Below are 17,745 nucleotides of genomic sequence, written 5' to 3'. Positions count from 1 at the left end.
GGTTTCCTGTGTTACGCGGCCCGCCGCCGCAGCAGCGCGCGAAGATCGGCCAGCCGGAACGCCCCGGTGGCAAGGCAGGCGAGGCCATAGACGATCGCCCCCGCCCCGACGAGGGCGACCATGCCGATGACGCGGGTCACGACCGCGCCGGTCGTCCATGGCGCGACGAGCGTGTCGGCGAAGAACAGCGCCCCCCCCATCAGCAGCGCGGCGACGGCGAAGCGCGGCAGGCGATGGGTCAACTGCCGGTCGAGCGCGAAATGCCCGCGCCGCCGAAGCGTCCAGTACAGCATCGCGACATTGACCCATGCCGCGATGGCGGTCGCCAGCGGCGGGCCGATATGGGCGATGGTCGGGATCAGCATCAGGTTCAGGACGATGTTGATGGCGATCGACCACATCGCGAAGCGCACCGGCGTCCGCGTATCCTGCCGCGCATAGAAGCCGGGCGTCAGCACCTTGATGAGGACATAGGCCGGCAGCCCCAGCGAGAAGGCGGCGAGCGCCTGTGCGCAGCGGATCGTGTCCTCGGCGCCGAACGCGCCATGCTGGAACAGCGCGCGGATGATCGGTTCGGCGACGGTCAGGAAGGCGATGGTCGCGGGCAGCGTCAGCAACAGCGCCAGTTCGATCCCTCGGTTCTGGGTATCCATCGCCCCGGCATCGTCCTTGCGGTTGAGCTGGCGCGAGATGGTGGGGAGCAGGATGGTGCCGAGGCCGATGCCGATGAGGCCCAGCGGCAGCTGGTTCAGCCGGTCGGCGTAATAGATGTACGAGATCGAGCCGGCATCGAGCAGCTTGCCCGACAGCGCGGTCGAGACGACGAGGTTCACCTGCATCGCGCCGGCCCCGGCGGCGGCGGGCACGATCAGCCGCAGCATCCGGCGGACATCGGGGGTCAGGCGCGGCCGGCGGGGCCGCAGCGACACCCCGGCGCGGCGACAGGCGACCATCAGCCAGCCGAGTTGCAACGCGCCGCCGATCGTCACCGTCCACGCCTGCACCCGCGCCGTCGCATACGGGTCGGGCCCGTGGAAGAAGAGCAGCCCCGCGACCATCGCGACGTTCAGCAGGATCGGGGCGGCGGCATTGACCCAGAATTTGTCGAGCGAATTGAGGATCGCGCCGAGCAGCGACACGATCGAGATCAGCAGCAGATAGGGGATGGTGATCCGCGACAGCGTGACCGCATAGGCGAACTGGTCCGGCGTCGGATCGTTGAACCCGCCCGACAGCAGCCACGTCAGCGGCCATGCGGCGATCAGCATGACGATCGTCGCGGCGATCAGCACCGGCAGCAGCACCGACAGCACGTCGCGGGCAAAGGCGATGCCGGTCGGGAGGCCCTGTCCCTCGGTCGCCTCTTCGCCCTCGGCCACCTTCTGGCTGAACAGCGGCACGAACGCGGCGTTGAACGCGCCTTCGGCGAACAGCGCGCGGAACATGTTGGGCAGGCGGAAGGCGACGAGGAACGCGTCCGACGCGAAGCCAGCGCCGACGAACGTCGCCTGCAACGAGTCGCGGACCAGCGCCAGCACCCGGCTGGCCAGCGTCAGCCCGCCGACCGATCCCAGCGATTTCGCCAGCTTCACGGTGCTATTCCGCGACCTGCCCTAAAAATGTTCAGGCGTGGCCGGCGACTTCGCCCAGCGCACCCTGCTGGTCGGCCTGCTGGATATAGAGCTGCGCGAAGTCGATCGGTTCGAGCATCAGCGGTGGGAAGCCGCCGTCGCGCACCGCATCGGCCAGCACGCGGCGGGCGAAGGGGAACAGGATGCGCGGCGCTTCGCCCAGCAGGAACGGCTGGAGATGCTCGGCGGGAATGTTGCGCAGTCCGAACAGGCCGGCGAACGACAGGTCGACGAGGTACATCACCTGATCCTCGATCTCGGCGCGCGCCTCGATCTTCAGCACGACTTCGTGGACGTCGTCGCCGACCTGGTTGGCGCCGATGTTGAACTGCACGTCGAGCTTGGGCGTGCCCGCGACCTGATACACGCCCGGTGCGCCCGGATTCTCGAACGACAGGTCCTTGACGTACTGGGTGATGACGTTGACCGACGGCTGGCTGTCGTCCCCATTGGCAAAGGCGTCGATGCCGGTGGCGTCGTTCTGATCTTCCATGATAATCCCTGTCCGCAGAGCGGAAAGCTTTGGCGCTTGCCGCGTTGAGATGGCGCGGACTAGCAGCGGCACGACCGCGATTCAACGGGTCGACCGGCCCGGTGAACCAGATGGCCGTCGCACCGTTTGTATCCGCACCCGATCGGTCCTATGTCCGGTCGACGGAAGGAAGTTGAGGCATGGTGGTTTTTGTCGTCCTGCTCGCGATGGTCGCAGCGTTTCTGGCCATGCGGCTCTATGCCGTGCTGGGAAAGCGGACCGGCCATGAACCCTTGCCGCGTGCCGCCGAGGAACGCGTCGGTGCGCCGCCGCCGGCCCGCACCATCGAGGTGCCGCCGGAAACGCGCGTGCCGGGCCCGCGTCATGTCGAGAGCGGGGCGGAGAACGGCCTGCGCGCGCTGATCGCCGCCGACCCCGGCTTCGACGTCGCGCAGTTCATCGACGGCGCCAAGTCCGCCTATCGCATGATCCTCGAAGCCTTCTGGAAGGGGGACGAATCGACACTCGAATGGCTGACCGAGCGTGAGGTGCGCGATGCGTTCGTGCAGGCGATCGCCGAGCGCAACGCGGCGGGCCATGTCCTCGACAACCGGCTGGTGACGATCGAGCGTGCGGTCGTGACCGAGGCGTCGGTCGAGGGCGGCGTCGCCCGTATCGCCGTCCGCTTCGATGCCGATATCGCCGCGATCACCCGCGATGCCGATGGCACGATGATCGCCGGGTCGCTGTCGGACGCGGTCGAGACGCATGACGTGTGGACGTTCCTGCGGGTGCTCAAGAGCGGCGACCCGAACTGGAAGCTCGCCGACACCGACGAAGCCTGACGCCGATGCGACAGGGGGGGATGGCGGCCGTCGCCGCGCTGCTGCTGGCCGGCTGTTCGAACGCGATCGTGCCGCGCGGTGCCGAAAGCGCCGCGTCGCTGCCGGCACCCGCGCGGGCACAGCCGGTACGGACCACGCCGACCCGGCCGCTGCCGGTGCGCCAGCCGACCGCCGCCGTTCCGCTGCCGCCGATCACCGGGGTCGGTACTGCCGACGGCGCGACGACCGCGGCGGCGGCCGGCGTGGTTGCCGGACCGACAATATCCTCGCTGCCGATCACCGAGGACGTCGCCGCGCGTGCGCTGGCCGCGTTCCGGATCAGCTGTCCCTCTGTCGTGCGGCGCACCGACCCGACCGGGCTGACCCGCGGTTCCGATTGGCAGCCGGCGTGCGACGCGGCGCGCAGCGTGGCGTCGGGCGGGGCGCGGGCGTTCTTCGCGCGCTGGTTCGAAACCGCGCAGGTCGGCGACGGGAAGGCGTTCGCCACCGGCTATTACGAACCCGAAATCCATGGGTCGCGCACGCGGCGCAGCGGGTATGAAACGCCGATCTACGGCGTGCCCGGCGATCTGGTCGAGGTCGACCTCGGCCTGTTCTCGACCGACCTGAAGGGCAAGCGGATACGCGGCCGGGTGGATGGCACGGCCTTCGTCCCCTATTTCGATCGGACCGCGATCGAGGAAGGTGCATTGGCCGGGCGCGGGCTGGAAATCGCATGGGCGGCCGATCCGGTCGAGATGTTCTTCCTGCAGGTGCAGGGGTCGGGCCGCCTCCGCCTGCCCGATGGCGGAGTGATGCGGATCGGCTATGCCGGGCAGAACGGCCGCGACTATACCGGCATCGGCAAGCTGATGCGCGACCGCGGGCTGGTGCAGCCGGGGCAGGCGTCGATGCAGGGGCTGATGGCGTGGCTGCGCGCCAATCCCGAACAGGGGCGCGCGATCATGCGCGAGAACAAGAGCTTCGTGTTCTTCCGCGAGCTGACCGGGGCGGGGCCGCTGGGCGCGATGGGGCTGCCGGTGACCGGCAATGCCAGCGTCGCCGTCGACGTCCGCTTCGTGCCGCTCGGCGCGCCGGTGTTCCTGTCGATGGACCGGACCGACGCCAGCGGCCTGTGGGTCGCGCAGGATACCGGCGGCGCGATCAAGGGCACCAACCGCTTCGACACCTTCTGGGGCGCGGGCGACGAGGCGCGGGCGATCGCGGGCGGCATGAGCGCGCGCGGCACCGCCTTTCTGTTGCTGCCGATCGGCACCGTCCAGCGGATCGCGGGTGGCCGGGCGACGCCTTGATCCCGGTGAGGCGGCGCTGTGGGCGCGGGTGGTCTCGGCGGTAAGGCCGCTCCACCCCGCCCGTGCCGTTCCGGTCGCCCCGTCCGCGCTGGAGAAGCACGGCGCGCCCGCACCCAAGCCGGTGCGCGCGCGCCCGCATGCTGCACCGCCGGCCCCGGCCAGGGCGCGGACGCCCGGCCCGACGCTCGACGCCAGTTGGGACCGGCGGCTGTCGCGCGGGCTGGTTAGCCCTGAATCGACGATCGACCTTCACGGCCACACGCTGCAATCGGCGCATCTGCTGCTCGACCAGCGGCTGGGGCAGGCGATCCGGCAGGGCGATCGGGTGGTGCTGCTGGTGACCGGCAACCCGCCGCGTCCCGAGTCGGAACGGCCCCATGCCCGCGGCGCGATCCGCGCGGCGGTCGGCGACTGGATCGTGGCGGGGCGTCATGCCGACCGGATCGCCTCGATCCGTCCGGCGCATCCGCGCCATGGCGGGCAGGGGGCGCTGTACCTTATCCTGCGCCGTTCGGGTTCGTAGCGCCCGCGATTGCTGCATAGCAGCAAAATGTCATGGTTTTCAGGCGCTCCTTCCTGTAGGTGCGGCAGATCATCGCCTGTGTCGCGACCGTCGCTACTTGGAGAAACGTCGATGCCTGCTCCCATTCTCGTCACCGGGGTCGCCGGTTTCATCGGCCATGCCACCGCCCACCGCCTGCTGGCGCGGGGCGAGACCGTCATCGGCGTCGATATCGTCAACGACTATTACGACGTGGCGCTGAAGGAAGCGCGGCTGGCGACGTTCGACGGGCAGGCCGGTTTCACCTTCCACCGCGCCGACATCACCGACAGCGAAACGATGGCGCGTCTGGTCCGCGAGAACGGCGTCGACCGGGTCGTGCATCTCGCCGCGCAGGCCGGGGTGCGCTACAGCATCGACAATCCGTTCGCCTATGAACGCTCCAACCTTGCCGGCCATCTTTCGATCATGGAAGCCTGCCGTCACGCGCCGGACGGCTTCGCCCATCTGGTCTATGCGTCGTCCAGCTCGGTCTATGGCGACAAGCCGATCGGCACCGCCGGCTTTTCCGAGGACGAGCCGGCAGCGGCGCCGGTATCGCTCTATGCGGCGACTAAGCGCGCCTGCGAGCTGATGAGCCAGTCCTATGCCAAGCTGTACGGCTTTCCGCAGACCGGGCTGCGCTTCTTCACGGTCTACGGCCCGTGGGGGCGTCCCGACATGGCCTATTTCAGCTTCACGCAGAAGATCATGCGCGGCGATGCGATCGAGGTGTTCGGCGAGGGGCGCATGGCGCGCGACTTCACCTATATCGACGACATCGTCGACGGGATCGTCGGCGCGCTCGACCATCCGCCGGAGCGCGGCGTCAACCGCATCCTGAACATCGGCGACAGCCACCCGGTCGGGCTGATGGAGATGATCGAGACGCTGGAGGAGTCGATCGGGCGCAAGGCCGAGAAGATCATGCGTCCGATGCAGCCCGGCGACGTGACCGCGACCTATGCCGACGTGTCGCGGCTGAACGCGGTGTGCGGCTATCGTCCCAAGGTCATGCTGAAGGAAGGCCTGGGCAAGTTCGCCGACTGGTATCGCGACTTCTACGGCGCGTAGCCCGGCTGATATTCGATCCGCGCCCGCGCGCGGAGCCGGGCGATGCGCCGGGCATCGCTGCGTGCGCGGATCGCCCGTTCCAGTTCGTCGCGGGCGACGGCGGCGCGCCGGGCCGGCGGCACCGGTGCGGGCAGGGTGCCCACCACGTCCTCGAGGATGACTTCGCCCGCCCGGTCCGTGCGCAGCGGCGGGCCATCGACCGTGCGCGCCAGTGCCGCGTGCCGTGCGGCGGACAGGGTCAGGCTGTCTTCGGACACCCGCTCCCGCCGATAGCGGCGACCATCGGCGTCCAGCCGCGCCGCAACCGCATCGATCGAGCCCCGCAGGTCGATCGCGCCGTCGGTGCCGGCAAGGCGCAACCGATCGATCGTCAGCACCTGTCGGCCGGCATAGGCTCCATCGCGGCCGGCGGCGTGGCGGGCGATGGCCGCTGGCGTCGGCGACAGCCGGGCGGCGTCGCGGTTGCCAAGAAACTGCACCAGCCGCTGTTCGCGGTCGCGCCGGATCGCGGCCAGATATTCGGGCGTGGTGTCGATGCCCTCCTGCCGGGCGGCATGGGCCAACAGTTTGCGGGCGACCACCGCTTCGACCAGCGCCTTGCGGTAACGCCCGATATCGACCCCCGGCGGGAGGGCGCTGGATTGCAGTTCGATGAGGAGGTCGCGTCGGGTGATTTCCTCGCCCGCGACGCGGGCCACCACCTGACCGTCCGGCGGGCCGGGATCGCAACCCGCCGCCAGCAGCAGCAGGGCCGCAGCGACGCCGCGCCGGGTCACGCGGCATCCCCGACCAGCCGGGCGCGGGTCATGGGATCGACCGCCACGAGCAGCGTCGCCACGAATCGCCGTAACTGGTCCAGCGCGGTCGCCGGATCGTGATCCTCGACCGACACCCGGACCAGCATGCCATCGGGCCGTTCGCCCGACAGGTTGGCGCGCAGAATGTCCAGTTTCTCCGCCAACGCCGATGTCGGGAAGCGTTCGCCGATCCGGGTCCAGTACAGGACCTGTTCGATCCGGTCCTGCCGCGTGGCGGTCAGCAGCGTCGCCGGGACCGGGGCAACCGCGCCCGGACGCGCATCCACCTGTCGCGTCGCTGCGATATGGTAGCCGGCCGCTGGATAGCAGGCGTCGGGCCGGTGCAGCGCAAGGCCGGCATCCTGCGCCGCGCCATAGGCGACCACCAGCATGACCGCCGGCCGCCCGGCGGCGACATAGCTGCGGGTCAGCACCTGATCGTAGATCCGCTGGCTGGTCTCACCCGCATCGGGCAGGACGAGCGCGATCGCGCTGTCGTAGCGATAGGGGCCGAGCGCCAGCGGGATCGCGCGCAGCAGGTCGATCGTGGCGGCGGGCGCATTGCTCGGGCGCAGGGCGTTGGCGACCCCCGCCGTCGCGAGGAGGGCCGTCCCCAGGATCAGCTGTCGCCGGTCGGGACGCGGCACGACGCTCACGCCGGCGTGCCCCGGCGCTTCGTCAGCGCGGCGGCGGCGAGATCGAGCGCCACGAGGCTGCCGAGCATCGTCGCGAACATCACCATGCCGATCGCATCATGGAACACCCCCTGCGCCACCGCATCGCCCCAGTGGCGGGTGACCAGCATCAGCAGCACGACCCGTAACAGATTGGTGAAGACGGCGACGGGAGCGAGCATCACCGCGAGGAAGATCGCGCGGCGCAGATGGTCGCGGTGACGCAGATAGATATAGAAGCCGCCGATCGCGACGAGGCTGAACAGCGAGTTCATGCCGGCACAGGCATCGGCGATCAGCAGCTCGTACTGGTCGATGTACAGGGTCGTCCCGCCATAGGCGACATCGTATCCCGCCCAGGACAGCAGGTCGACCGCGCTGCCCGACAGCCATAATTTGCGGGCATGGGTCAGCGGACCGACGATCGCATAGGGAATGGGGACGAGGAACAGCAGGTAGAGCAGCGGGAACCACAGGCGGCGCACCGCCGCGCCCCCGGCCACCGCGTAGAGGATGACGGCCAGCGCCCCCAGGCTCCCCGCCCAGTCCACCCACAGATTGCCGGTCACCCGGCCGAAGACGACCGCAAGTGCCGCCGGCAGCAGGGCTGCCGCCACGATACCGGGTCGTCCCGGCATGGTTCGCAGGCCGCGTGCCTCGTGCGCGAGGAGCCACGCCCCGCTCGCCAGGATCAGGGGCCCCTGCGCGCCCTGCTCGGTCGACCAGCTTTCGCGGACCATCGCCACCGCCACCGGCAGCAGGAACAGGACGATGGCGATCGCGAGGAACCAGTATGTCGCGGACACGCGCCAGCCCCGCCATCCGTTGCGCCGGGCCGCGGCGGCGGCATCGTCGGGGATCGCCGGAACGCGAACGGGGAAAAGCGCGTTGGTCATTGTCAGCGTGGTAGACTTTGCGGACGGTAAGCGCAAAGCTCCGTCCCTGCCCGGCGGATCGTCGGGCCGGGATCAGGCGACACAGGGGGGATTGCGATGCGTGGCTGGTTGAAATCGCGGATGCCACGCGTCGATCGTCCCGTCCTCGCCCGGATCATGACGTTGTGGGTCCTGGTGGTACTGCTCTATTTCCTCTGGGAGATGCTGCACTATGCCGGCCTGTATGCCACGCTGGCCGAATGGCAGTTCGACCAGTTCGGCCAGTTCGCGCCGACCCTGACCTTCGTGCTGCCGGTTTTGCTGTTCGGATCACCGGCGTTGCTGTTGCTGCGGGACCGCCACCAGCGCGACGATCCGCGATACGCCGACCGGTCCCCTGTCGCCGCCGCGCGGATCAGCGCGATCCGGTTTCGCCAGTTCCTGTTCGTGTTGGCCAGCGCCTTGCTCAGCGCCGCGCTCGTCATCGCGCTGATCGCCCTGACGCGGACGGCGGATCGTCGGTCGGACCGGGTCGTCACTCCCGATCCGGTGAGCGTGAGCCGGGTCGACAGCGGGGCCGCGACGTTGCGCGGGACGATCCTGTACGACCGAACCGCCGCCTATGCGCAGAACCTGCTGGTAACGCGGCGGGGCGTGCGGTTCGCGCCGATCGTCGCGGCCGGAACGGACCCCGCGACGCCGCAGATCGCCTATTTCGTCGAGTTGGAGCCGCGCGACCAGGCGCGCATGTTGCCGAACGCGCAGGTGGAGGACCGGACCGGCACGCTGGTCCGCAACAACCTGCCGGGATCGATCGAGCGGCTGTATCGCTATGCCGGGTTGCAGGTCACGCGACCCTATTATGTCCTGTACAACTCGACCCGGACGATGCGCGCACCCTATTGGGTGGTCGCGGTACAATTGACGCTCGCCGGGCTGGTGATCCTGATCGCCGGATTGTTGCAGACCGTGCACCTGCGTCGCACCTTCGGTTCCGCCGCTCCGGTCGGAAGCACGGCACCGGCGAGTTCCTGATCCGACAGGGCCGACCGGCATCAAGCCACTAACGGAGATGGCGCAGGCCATCGCCTCTGCCATCCCGGACTACGGACACTGTCGATCGACGCTCGAACCGCATCGATTGGCCTTGGCATCGTGGCCGATGCCGCCAGCGCGAAGCTGGTTAACCGGTCCTGCACCAGTTCCGCAAACGGTCGCGTAAGCCGTAGCTGCGATACCGGTCGGCATGTTCGCCAATGCCATCCTTCGTGCAGCGGTGCTTTCCGGCATCGCCACCGCCAGCATCGCCACCCTCGGCGAATCGGACCGGCTGGGCTTCGTCCCGGCAGCCGAGGGGATCGCCGCCGCGGCGGTTCCGATCATCGCGACCCAGCCGTCGTCGCCATCGCCGCCGCTGCCGATGACCGAACCGGCCAGCCTGCGGACCGATCGGCATAGCGACGGATTATTCTATGTTCAGGCGAAGGTGAACGGAAAGCCGATCCGCTTTCTGGTCGATACCGGCGCGTCCTATATGGTCCTGACCGATGCCGATGCGCGATCCGCCGGCATCGTGATGGATCGTGACAAGTTCGTCGGGCGGGTCAGCACCGTCGGCGGCGATGCGGCGATGGCATGGACCAGACTGGAGCGGATCGAGCTGGCCGGGCATGACGTCCGGGGGTTGAGCGCGGTGGTCGTCCGCGACGGGCTGGGCGTATCGCTGCTTGGCCAGAACATGCTGGCCAAGCTGGATTCCGTCACGCTCACCGCAGGCAAGCTGCACCTGCGGTAAGCGGGACGCGCGCCGGATCAAGCCGTCGCGGTACGCCCGGTCACAGCGCGCGACGACCCGTTGCGCTGTCGCCGCAGGATACCGCCGATAAAGGCGAAACCGAGAATCATCATGGCCCAGCTGGCCGGTTCGGGAACGGCGCTGACCGGCGGCGTTACCGGACCGCCCGGCGTGGTGCCGCCCGGGGTGGCGCCGCCACCGCCCGGCAACGATCCGCCCGGGCCGGGCAGGGTGCCGCCCGGTCCGGCGCCGGCCCCGCCGGGGGCGCCCGCGCCGCCGGGGATCGAGTCGCTGGGAAGATTGCCGACACCCTGCGGCGCCGGGCCAGCGCCGGTCGCGCCATCGGGAATGCCGCCCGGCGCGCCGCCGGTCGCCGCCGGATCACCGGGCTGCGGGATCGCACCGAACGCCTGCGGAAACGGATCATTCCCGCCGGTGCGGCGCAATCCGCCCTGGCCACCGGGACCGCCAGGGCCGCCGGTCGGCGTCAGCATCGCATAGGCGGTCGGCGCGAATCCGGCAAAGGCGGGATCGTCGGCGAGGGGGCTGAACAGCGCGCGTTCGGAAATGACGGTGCCGCTCGACAGGGTCAGCACGCTGACGACCCCGACCATCATCCAGCGGCGCCACCGATCCTCGGTGCGCAGGGTTACAATTTGTTCGCTCACGGCAAATTCCTTTACAAACCACTAATCGCACAAGGCCGAAACGTTTCCAACGGGTAACGCGCGCGAATTCGGCGGCGTCCCGTTCCGGGGCATGTCGTTGTGCCGTTTACTTTCCGGCGAGGGTCGCCGATGGTCGCGGTGATGGAGCCACGCCACATCCCGTCCCCACGCCCGCGGCGTTTCATCGCCGGGATCGTCGCGCTCCTGCTCGCCGGATGCGCCGGTGGCGGCGGCGATGGACGAATCGACGACGATGAAGCGATGGTGCGGTCCGTGCTGATGCTGATGGTCGCCCGCAACGGCCCGGTCTGTACCGACCGGACCACCGATGGCGACTCGCTGAGCGTGTTTCGCGAGATGGCGCGCGCGCCGCGTGGCTCGCGCGCCGATCTGCGCTGGTTTCCGCCGACCGGGCTGAAGGTGCCGATCGGCGAACCGACCCCGCCGGCCGTGCGAAACCGGTCGGACGCCTTGCCGCCGATGGTGCAGCAGACGCTGAACGGCGCGGCGACCCGGATGGCGCGGCCATGGGCGGATATCCGTCGCCGGCTGACGCTGACCGCAGACGCGCTGCCGCCGGGCGTCACCGCGCGTTGGTGGGTCATCAACCGCCTGCGCCGCTGTACGCCGCGTTTCGGCGTGCGCGATCCGGTTCGCTATGGCGATATCGGATTCGTGACGGTCGAGGCGAATCACCACGGCGCGCTATATGCGCTGCAACGGCGGCAGGGCCGGTGGACTCCGGTCGCCGAATGGTCGAACTGGCTGTATTAGCAGCGCGGGACCGGTCGCCGGATCGCGTCAGTCCCGGCCGAACGGGCGCAGGACGATCGCCACATAGGCGATCACGGCCCCCACAAGCAGCGTCGCCCATCCGGGCTGGTCGTGGTTGCCCAGATAGTTGGCCAGCGCGCAGCCAAGCGCGGGCGGCAGATAGTGCAGCATCGTATCGCGTGCCACCGGTGCCCCCGAGCGTTGCAGGAACAGGATCACGATCGCCGCGAAGACGGCCATCGTGATCCAGTCGAACGGGGTCGTCATCCGCGTTCCGGTCCCGGTGTGCGCCGGACCGTCACCGCGTCAGAAGGCGTAGGATGCACCGACCGTCGCCACGAAATCGTTGAAGTTCGGCCGGATCGAACCGCTGCTGGTCCGTTTCGACGCGGTCAGCCGCAACGTGCTGCGGATGTTGCGGCTGATGAAATAATCGGCCCCGCTGCCGATCGAATAGAGTTCGTCGACCCGCGTCGACGAGCGATAGTCGGCGGTGGCGTAGCGCGCCTGTGCCAGGAGCAGCAGGTTGCGCAGCAGTTCGTGATCGACGCGCAGGTCGAAGCTGGTGATGATGTAGTTGAGGTCGTCGCGCAGGGCGCTGGTCTGGAGCGAACGCTCGCCCGACACCGTGACGGTCGTCAGTTCGGTCGGCAGCCATTCCACCCGGCTGCTGAGCGCGAGGCCGGTCACGTCGCGGACCAGCGGGCTGCGGAAATTCTGGTGCAGCACGCCGGCGGCCAGTTGTCCGCGAATGAGCGGCGACAATTCGCCGCGCACGCCGACCAGGATCTGCGCGCCGTCGCTGTCGACGGTCGGCAGGCCCGCGACCGGCGCGCTGCCGCGCCGCCGGTCGAGGGTGACCGACGAGAACACGGTCTGCGCCGCCCGCAGCTGATAGCCGACATCGGCACGCAGTTCCCAGCGATCGGCATCGCGGAACCCCAGCGCCAGCGGGGTGCCGTCGATCAGCGCATTGTCTTCATAGCTGCGCCGGGTGTAGGTCGCGCCGACCCGGCCGAGCAGCCGTCCTTCGCCGACGATGCCGGTCAGCGACCCGATCGTCTCGTCATAGCGCAGCGGACGTTCGGTGTTCGGAATTTCGCCGATATTGGCGCGGTCGACGATCACCCGCTGGCGTACCGCCACCGCTTCGAGCGCGTTGCGCCCGACGATGTCGAGCCGTCCGGACCCGGCGAGGCGATATTCGGTGCCGCCCTCGGTGCCGTAGGTCGCATATTCGCTCTGCGACAGGCGCGCATCGAGGCCGAGCTGGTGCCGGTTCCAGTCCGACCGGGCACGCACGGTCCCGGTGACGGTGCCGAACGCATCGCCGAGCGCATTGCTGGTCGCGAACACATTGGCATCATAGCCAAGGTCCAGCCCGACCGTCGGATAGATGCGGAAGCTCCCCGCGCGCAGCCCCGGCGCGGTGAATTCGGGACGCGACCGGCCGCGTACGGTGGTGCCGAGGAACCGCGTCGAGTCGATCGGGATCAGGCCGGTCTGGATCGGTTCGGCCTCGCGCTGTTCGGCCAGCGCGCGATTGACGTCGTTCAGGCCGGGCGCGGTCCCGTCGGCGGTCGTTTCGGTGCTGACGCCGGCCTGCCCCTCCTGCGCGGTCGGTGGCGCGGGTTCGGGGGTGCGGCCCGGCACCACTACTTGCGGATCGGACGGCGGCGTCTGCGTCGTCTGCGCGTCGGCGACGCCGGCCATCAGCCCTGCGGCCACGACCGACAATCCGGCCCATCGCGTCTGCCCGAACTTACCCATGGTTCCCCCGATACGCTGATTCATATTCTTTTCCCTGTCGATGCTCTGCCCGCATCGTCGCGACAACGCAACGCGCGAAGCGGCATTGGGTGGCCACGCTCCGGTCGGGAGGATGCAGGACCGGCGTGGACATCGCGCGCGCCTTGGGCGAATAGGCGGTCGCCGTGTCGATCGGGGCTGGTGCCTCGCGGGGGAAAGCCATGCGTCCAAAAATCTCGTTCGTCATCAATTCCCTTGCCGGCGGCGGGGCGGAACGCGTCATGACGACGCTGCTCACCCATTCGCGATCGCGGATGGCGACGCACGACATCGAACTGGTCCTGCTCGACGACGAGGCGGAGGCCTATGCCCTGCCGGACTGGTTGCCGGTGGTGCGGCTGCGCGGCGGGGGCGGGCTGGCGGCGAGCCTGAACGGGCTGACCCGGCATCTGCTGCGCCGGCGGCCCGACGTCACGCTCAGCTTCCTTACCCGCGCCAATATCTGCAACGCCGTGGCGATGGGCATCCTGCGCCGCCCGTTCCTCGTCAGCGAGCGGGTCCATACCTCCGCCCATCTGAGCGACGGTGGCGGCGCGCGGGTCATCAAGGCGATGGTCCGCCTCGCCTATGGCCGCGCTTCGCGGGTGATAGCGGTGTCGCAGGGTGTCGGCGACCATCTGGTCGAGGCATATGGCGTCCGCGCGGACCGGGTCCTGGCGATCGACAATCCGTTCGACCTGTCGCGGATCGCGCGGATGGCGGCGGAGCCACCGGCGTGGCGGCCCGATGCGCCCTATCTGCTGGGCGTCGGGCGTCTCGCGCCCAACAAGAATTTCGCGTTGCTGATCCGGGCCTATGCCGCGGCGCGCCCGCAACAGGATCTGGTGATCGCCGGTGAAGGCGGCGAGCGTGACTCGCTGCTGGCGCTGGCAGCCGAACTGGGCGTGGCCGACCGGGTGCACCTGCCCGGCTTCACCGCCAATCCCTATGCGCTGATGGCGGGGGCCGATTTCTATGTCCTGCCGTCGAACGCGGAGGGATTTCCGAACGGCCTGGTCGAGGCGATGGCGGTCGGCCTGCCGGTCCTGTCGACCGATTGTCCGTCGGGTCCCTCGCACATCCTGCGCGCGCAGGCGACCGACGGCCTGGTGGTCGCGCCGCACGGGCTGCTGGTGCCGTGCAACGACGTGGCGGCGATGGTCGCGGGCATCCGCCATATGGGCGATGCGGCGGAGCGTACGCGGCTGGGCACGCTGGCATCGGCGCGCGCTGCCGATTTCGACGTCGCGGCCGTCGCGGATCGTTACTGGGCGATCATCGACGAAACCCTGCCGGATGCGCGCGGGCGCTGATCGGCGGTTTCGTCCGGCAGATTGCGTGGCCGGCCGGTTCAGAATTCCAGAAACTGCGACGCCGCGGCGATGAACGCGCCACCCGCACCGGCGGCGGCGATCGTGATGAGCGACGCGCGCGTCCAGCCCCGCATCCCATAGGCCGGGGTCGGCGCGACGGTATCGGCGAAGAAGCTGCGAATCACGTCCTCATCCTGCCGGAACGGCAGGATCTGGGCAGAGCGGCCGCGCCGTCGCTTCGACGGTTCGGCAGCGACTGGCGCGACGGGGGTGTCGACCGCCGGCGGTGCGGACGGGGGCACCTCCATTTCGGGCAGTGCGGACATGGCGACTAAACTCCTGATACATGGCCCGGCGGTCGGCCTTCGATTTCGCGAGCGACTATATCGCAATCGCGCGTAAATAATATGTTGCGTATCGTAAGGGCGGCGACGAAACGCGAAGCGAATTTCGTGGCCGGCATGTGCCTGCCGGCGGTAATGAGGGAATCGCATGGACCCGTCGATGCTTAAGCCGGAACGGGCGATTCCGCTCTACGGCCTGATACCCACGACCCTGTTGCTGCTGGTGCCGCTCGTCATCGCGCTCGTCCGCGTCCGCTCGACGCCCGGGCGGTTCGTGATCGGCGCGGTATGGCTGCGGCTGGTGATGGACGCCTATGCGCCCTACACCACGCCGAAGATCGCCGCGGGGCTGAGCATCAATGCCGTGGTGTCGATCCTGGTGGTCGTGGTCGGGCTGTTCATGGTCGGGGTCCGCTATCTGCGGCTGGTGTGGATGGTGCCGATCTACGCCCTGGTCGCGATCATCGCCCTCAGCGCCTTCGTCAATCGCGTGCCGATGGAGATGGTCGAGCAGGTAACGAAGTTCGCCTATCTGGTGCTCATCATCCTCGGCACGATGCGCGGTGCGCAGGACATCACCCCGCCACGCATGGCGGGGGCGCTGATGGTGGCCTATCTGCCGCCGCTGTTCTTCCTCGTCACCTCGATCGCGCTCGGCATCACCAAGCAGGGGGAAAGCGACGGGTCGGTGTCCTATGTCGGCGGCTATACCCACGAATCGGTCTTTTCGATCGCCCTTGCCGGCGGGCTGATCGCGATCGCGCTGGCGACGACGGTACGCGGGTGGATCCGCGTGGCGATGACGGTGGCGATCATCGTCGGTATCGGCCTTGCCAATTACCGCACGACCGCGGTCGCGATGCTGCCGCTGATCCTGTGGCTGGCGCTGGTGGCGCCGCTGCGCACGCTCAGCCCACGCAGCCGCCCGCTGGCGGTGACGGCCGGCGGTCTCGCCGCGCTGCTGGCCATCATGTCGGTGAACGTCGATCTGGGCGCGCGCGTGCAGTCCGTGGTCGATTTCGCGTCCAACCCGACCGACTTCATGCGCCCGGTATCGACCTTCACCCGGCAGGAACGCAGTACCAATTCGGGACGCGCCTATGTCTGGGCGCAATATGCCGAGGCGTATGCCGAAAGCTCGCCGGTGGCCAAGACGATCGGCCACGGGCCGGACAGCTGGGAACTGGTGTTCAGCGTCTATGCGCAGAATACCATATTGTCCTACCTCTTCGAATTCGGTGCGCTGGGCGCGATCGCGGTCTGCATCCTGTGGCTGACGATGATGCTGCCGCTGCTGTCCGTGCCCCGGTCGGTACGCATGCCGCTGATCGCCATGCATGGCGGCTTCCTGATCCTGAACCTGAGCACGATGCCGCTCTGGCAGATCGAGGGCGTGCTGATGTACGGGGTGATCTGTGGCCTGACGCTGGCCTATGCCTATCAGCAGCAGGCCGTGCGCCGCCTGCCCCGGCCACTGCGCGGCGAACCGGATCGATCCGCCGCGCTCGCGAGTTGAACCCGCCCGATCGCAGTCCACCGTCGTTACCCCGGACCTGTCGGGCCCGGGTGACGACAGGGCGAGCCTAGCGCCGCATGGAGCGATAGACGTTCATGACGTCGATGCCATGGCGGTCGGGGCTGAGTTCCGCGTGGATTTCGCGGCGACGCTCCGGCGGCAGCCGGACGGCATCGGGGTTGGCGAGCACGTCGCGACAGACGGCGGCATAGGCATCGGCATCGGCGGGGATCGGCAGCACGCGCCCGCCGCCCCACCGGGCGTGGATTTCGGAATGGCCGGCGTCGTCGGCGGCGACATAGGGAATGCCGAGCAGCAGCGCTTCCACCGGGGTTCGCCCGAACGGTTCGTCGAGCGCGGGCATCAGCAACAGGTCGAGCGCGGCCAGATTGGCCTCGGGCGGCAGGCGGAACCCGGCAAGGAGGAAGCGGTCGGAAAGTCCGGCGGCGGCGATCTTCGCGCGCATCGTGTCGCTGGTCACATCGCCGTCCCGGCCGAACAGGACGAACCGCAGGTCGGGATCGGTCGCTGCCAGTCGTTGCGCGATGTCTACGAACATCTCAGGCCGCTTGCGCTTCCACATATTGCCGACGAAGCCGACGATCCGTGCCTCCGCTACACCGAGATCGTCGAGCAGGCGTCGCCGGGCCGCCGCCGAATCGACCGACAAGGGGGTCGAGAACGGGTTGACCAGTACCGAACGCCGCTCGGCCGGAAGGAAGGACAGCGACGCATCGACACCGCGCGCGATCGAGATGACATGATCGGCCGAACGGATCACCAGCCGGTTGAACCAGCGGTCGCGATCGAACGCGCGGCAATGATAGACGAGCGGAATGCCCAGCAGGCGCGCCGCCGGAGCCCATGCCTGCAATGCGCCAAGGTCGTTGCAATGCACCAGCCGCCGGCCGGGCAGGGCGCGCAACATAGCGACCCGCGCCGGCGTCCGCAGCAGGTCGCGGTCCGGCCGGTGCCGCCAGCGCGCGGGATCGCCGCTGACCTGTCCCTCCATGCCGAGACCGCGGGCGAGGTCGAGCACCTCCGCCCCCTCCGGTGCGACGACGATCGACCGTACCCCATAGACCCGCTGCAGGCTCGCCCCCAGCGTGGTGCCGGATACGTGGCTGCCGCCGACCTGCGCCGTGGTGAAGGGCATGACCACGGTATCGACCACGCGGTCGTCGTCGGGATGGGCGCTCATCAAATCTCACCTTCCTGCGTAAACCGGCGGTATCTAGGCACGCTGCACCGCAAAAGCCATTGCCGAACCCGGTGCCCGCGCTACGCCCAGCCACCATGTGGCGGCGCATACCAGTCTTGCCAGAAATAATTCTATGCTGCACTGC

At 68.9% G+C, this 17,745-nt stretch carries 19 protein-coding genes; 9 read left to right on the top strand and 10 right to left on the bottom strand.

Going from position 1 to position 17,745, the window contains the following annotated elements; genetic code table 11:
* Positions 1 to 11: 11 nt before the first annotated feature.
* Positions 12 to 1,592, bottom strand: coding sequence for a murein biosynthesis integral membrane protein MurJ (murJ, locus tag QLH51_RS02195; protein WP_125655282.1), 1,581 nt, complete (start codon positions 1,590 to 1,592; stop codon positions 12 to 14).
* A 31-nt stretch (positions 1,593 to 1,623) separates the two neighbouring features.
* Positions 1,624 to 2,124 (bottom strand): protein-export chaperone SecB, encoded by a 501-nt coding sequence (secB, locus tag QLH51_RS02190; RefSeq protein ID WP_125655284.1) that lies wholly within the window; start codon positions 2,122 to 2,124, stop codon positions 1,624 to 1,626.
* Between the two features lie 179 nt (positions 2,125 to 2,303).
* Here secB and QLH51_RS02185 point away from each other — a divergent pair, with 179 nt between their 5' ends.
* The 4 genes from QLH51_RS02185 to QLH51_RS02170 all read left to right on the top strand — a co-directional run bounded on the left by QLH51_RS02185 (position 2,304) and on the right by QLH51_RS02170 (position 5,855).
* On the top strand, positions 2,304 to 2,948 hold the full coding sequence (locus tag QLH51_RS02185; RefSeq protein ID WP_206428858.1) for a Tim44/TimA family putative adaptor protein: 645 nt from the start codon (positions 2,304 to 2,306) through the stop codon (positions 2,946 to 2,948).
* Between the two features lie 20 nt (positions 2,949 to 2,968).
* The gene (mltA, locus tag QLH51_RS02180) at positions 2,969 to 4,240 is read left to right on the top strand and encodes a murein transglycosylase A (RefSeq protein WP_206428859.1); all 1,272 of its coding nucleotides are present in this window, start codon (positions 2,969 to 2,971) and stop codon (positions 4,238 to 4,240) included.
* Complete coding sequence (locus tag QLH51_RS02175; protein WP_125655288.1) at positions 4,221 to 4,763, top strand: Smr/MutS family protein; 543 nt, start codon at positions 4,221 to 4,223, stop codon at positions 4,761 to 4,763. Before mltA ends, QLH51_RS02175 begins: the two co-directional genes overlap by 20 nt.
* A 111-nt stretch (positions 4,764 to 4,874) precedes the next feature.
* Positions 4,875 to 5,855 (top strand): SDR family NAD(P)-dependent oxidoreductase, encoded by a 981-nt coding sequence (locus QLH51_RS02170; protein ID WP_125655290.1) that lies wholly within the window; start codon positions 4,875 to 4,877, stop codon positions 5,853 to 5,855.
* Here QLH51_RS02170 and QLH51_RS02165 read toward each other — a convergent pair.
* The 3 genes from QLH51_RS02165 to xrt are packed head-to-tail and all read right to left on the bottom strand — an operon-like array spanning position 5,843 to position 8,222.
* A complete protein-coding gene (locus tag QLH51_RS02165) occupies positions 5,843 to 6,631 on the bottom strand; it encodes a hypothetical protein (RefSeq protein ID WP_125655292.1) in 789 nt (262 codons plus the stop codon). The genes QLH51_RS02170 and QLH51_RS02165 overlap by 13 nt on opposite strands.
* Positions 6,628 to 7,308: an exosortase C-terminal domain/associated protein EpsI gene (locus QLH51_RS02160; RefSeq protein WP_125655294.1), complete on the bottom strand. Its 681-nt coding sequence runs from the start codon at positions 7,306 to 7,308 to the stop codon at positions 6,628 to 6,630. Before QLH51_RS02160 ends, QLH51_RS02165 begins: the two co-directional genes overlap by 4 nt.
* The gene (xrt, locus tag QLH51_RS02155; protein WP_125655296.1) at positions 7,305 to 8,222 is read right to left on the bottom strand and encodes an exosortase; all 918 of its coding nucleotides are present in this window, start codon (positions 8,220 to 8,222) and stop codon (positions 7,305 to 7,307) included. Before xrt ends, QLH51_RS02160 begins: the two co-directional genes overlap by 4 nt.
* 96 nt (positions 8,223 to 8,318) lie before the next feature.
* Here xrt and QLH51_RS02150 point away from each other — a divergent pair, with 96 nt between their 5' ends.
* Together QLH51_RS02150 and QLH51_RS02145 are read left to right on the top strand one after the other, a co-directional pair.
* Entirely contained in the window at positions 8,319 to 9,236 is a 918-nt protein-coding gene (locus QLH51_RS02150; protein ID WP_125655299.1) for a hypothetical protein, read from the top strand.
* Positions 9,237 to 9,447: 211 nt separating this feature from the next.
* Complete coding sequence (locus QLH51_RS02145) at positions 9,448 to 9,996, top strand: retropepsin-like aspartic protease family protein (RefSeq protein ID WP_125655301.1); 549 nt, start codon at positions 9,448 to 9,450, stop codon at positions 9,994 to 9,996.
* A 17-nt stretch (positions 9,997 to 10,013) separates the two neighbouring features.
* On the opposite strand, the gene QLH51_RS02140 is transcribed toward QLH51_RS02145, so the two are convergent.
* A complete protein-coding gene (locus QLH51_RS02140; RefSeq protein ID WP_125655303.1) occupies positions 10,014 to 10,664 on the bottom strand; it encodes a PEPxxWA-CTERM sorting domain-containing protein in 651 nt (216 codons plus the stop codon).
* 141 nt (positions 10,665 to 10,805) lie between these two features.
* Between QLH51_RS02140 and QLH51_RS02135 the strand changes: the two genes are divergently transcribed.
* The gene (locus QLH51_RS02135) at positions 10,806 to 11,438 is read left to right on the top strand and encodes a hypothetical protein (RefSeq protein ID WP_125655305.1); all 633 of its coding nucleotides are present in this window, start codon (positions 10,806 to 10,808) and stop codon (positions 11,436 to 11,438) included.
* Positions 11,439 to 11,465: 27 nt separating this feature from the next.
* On the opposite strand, the gene QLH51_RS02130 is transcribed toward QLH51_RS02135, so the two are convergent.
* Positions 11,466 to 11,705 carry an XrtV sorting system accessory protein gene (locus tag QLH51_RS02130; RefSeq protein ID WP_125655306.1) on the bottom strand — a complete coding sequence of 80 codons (240 nt, stop codon included), beginning with the start codon at positions 11,703 to 11,705 and terminating at the stop codon, positions 11,466 to 11,468.
* Between the two features lie 39 nt (positions 11,706 to 11,744).
* Positions 11,745 to 13,208: an outer membrane beta-barrel protein gene (locus QLH51_RS02125; RefSeq protein WP_164516070.1), complete on the bottom strand. Its 1,464-nt coding sequence runs from the start codon at positions 13,206 to 13,208 to the stop codon at positions 11,745 to 11,747.
* A 200-nt stretch (positions 13,209 to 13,408) separates the two neighbouring features.
* Here QLH51_RS02125 and QLH51_RS02120 point away from each other — a divergent pair, with 200 nt between their 5' ends.
* Positions 13,409 to 14,539, top strand: coding sequence for a glycosyltransferase (locus tag QLH51_RS02120; protein WP_125655310.1), 1,131 nt, complete (start codon positions 13,409 to 13,411; stop codon positions 14,537 to 14,539).
* 38 nt (positions 14,540 to 14,577) lie between these two features.
* Here QLH51_RS02120 and QLH51_RS02115 read toward each other — a convergent pair whose 3' ends face one another.
* Positions 14,578 to 14,865 (bottom strand): hypothetical protein, encoded by a 288-nt coding sequence (locus QLH51_RS02115; RefSeq protein ID WP_125655312.1) that lies wholly within the window; start codon positions 14,863 to 14,865, stop codon positions 14,578 to 14,580.
* Positions 14,866 to 15,043: 178 nt separating this feature from the next.
* Between QLH51_RS02115 and QLH51_RS02110 the strand changes: the two genes are divergently transcribed.
* Positions 15,044 to 16,399, top strand: a complete 1,356-nt coding sequence (locus QLH51_RS02110; protein WP_125655314.1) for an O-antigen ligase family protein — start codon at positions 15,044 to 15,046, stop codon at positions 16,397 to 16,399.
* 67 nt (positions 16,400 to 16,466) lie between these two features.
* Here the strand turns inward: QLH51_RS02110 and QLH51_RS02105 are convergent, their stop codons facing one another.
* Positions 16,467 to 17,600 carry a glycosyltransferase family 4 protein gene (locus QLH51_RS02105; RefSeq protein ID WP_125655316.1) on the bottom strand — a complete coding sequence of 378 codons (1,134 nt, stop codon included), beginning with the start codon at positions 17,598 to 17,600 and terminating at the stop codon, positions 16,467 to 16,469.
* Positions 17,601 to 17,745: the final 145 nt, after the last annotated feature.

Origin of the sequence: Sphingomonas sp. 2R-10, from assembly GCF_030062225.1 — a bacterium.
Taxonomy (GTDB): Bacteria; Pseudomonadota; Alphaproteobacteria; order Sphingomonadales; family Sphingomonadaceae; genus Sphingomonas.
The sequence above is the reverse complement of the archived record's forward strand: the minus strand, read 5'-3'. Positions and strand labels throughout refer to the sequence as shown.

Bases quoted from the DNA above. Each gene is read 5' to 3' on its own strand.
- secB (WP_125655284.1), bottom strand. From the start codon at position 2,124: ATGGAAGATCAGAACGACGCCACCGGCATCGACGCCTTTGCCAATGGG.
- QLH51_RS02185 (WP_206428858.1), top strand. From the start codon at position 2,304: ATGGTGGTTTTTGTCGTCCTGCTCGCGATGGTCGCAGCGTTTCTGGCC.
- mltA (WP_206428859.1), top strand. From the start codon at position 2,969: ATGGCGGCCGTCGCCGCGCTGCTGCTGGCCGGCTGTTCGAACGCGATC.
- QLH51_RS02170 (WP_125655290.1), top strand. From the start codon at position 4,875: ATGCCTGCTCCCATTCTCGTCACCGGGGTCGCCGGTTTCATCGGCCAT.
- xrt (WP_125655296.1), bottom strand. From the start codon at position 8,222: ATGACCAACGCGCTTTTCCCCGTTCGCGTTCCGGCGATCCCCGACGAT.
- QLH51_RS02150 (WP_125655299.1), top strand. From the start codon at position 8,319: ATGCGTGGCTGGTTGAAATCGCGGATGCCACGCGTCGATCGTCCCGTC.
- QLH51_RS02145 (WP_125655301.1), top strand. From the start codon at position 9,448: ATGTTCGCCAATGCCATCCTTCGTGCAGCGGTGCTTTCCGGCATCGCC.
- QLH51_RS02135 (WP_125655305.1), top strand. From the start codon at position 10,806: ATGGAGCCACGCCACATCCCGTCCCCACGCCCGCGGCGTTTCATCGCC.
- QLH51_RS02130 (WP_125655306.1), bottom strand. From the start codon at position 11,705: ATGACGACCCCGTTCGACTGGATCACGATGGCCGTCTTCGCGGCGATC.
- QLH51_RS02125 (WP_164516070.1), bottom strand. From the start codon at position 13,208: ATGGGTAAGTTCGGGCAGACGCGATGGGCCGGATTGTCGGTCGTGGCC.
- QLH51_RS02120 (WP_125655310.1), top strand. From the start codon at position 13,409: ATGCGTCCAAAAATCTCGTTCGTCATCAATTCCCTTGCCGGCGGCGGG.
- QLH51_RS02115 (WP_125655312.1), bottom strand. From the start codon at position 14,865: ATGTCCGCACTGCCCGAAATGGAGGTGCCCCCGTCCGCACCGCCGGCG.
- QLH51_RS02110 (WP_125655314.1), top strand. From the start codon at position 15,044: ATGCTTAAGCCGGAACGGGCGATTCCGCTCTACGGCCTGATACCCACG.
- QLH51_RS02105 (WP_125655316.1), bottom strand. From the start codon at position 17,600: ATGAGCGCCCATCCCGACGACGACCGCGTGGTCGATACCGTGGTCATG.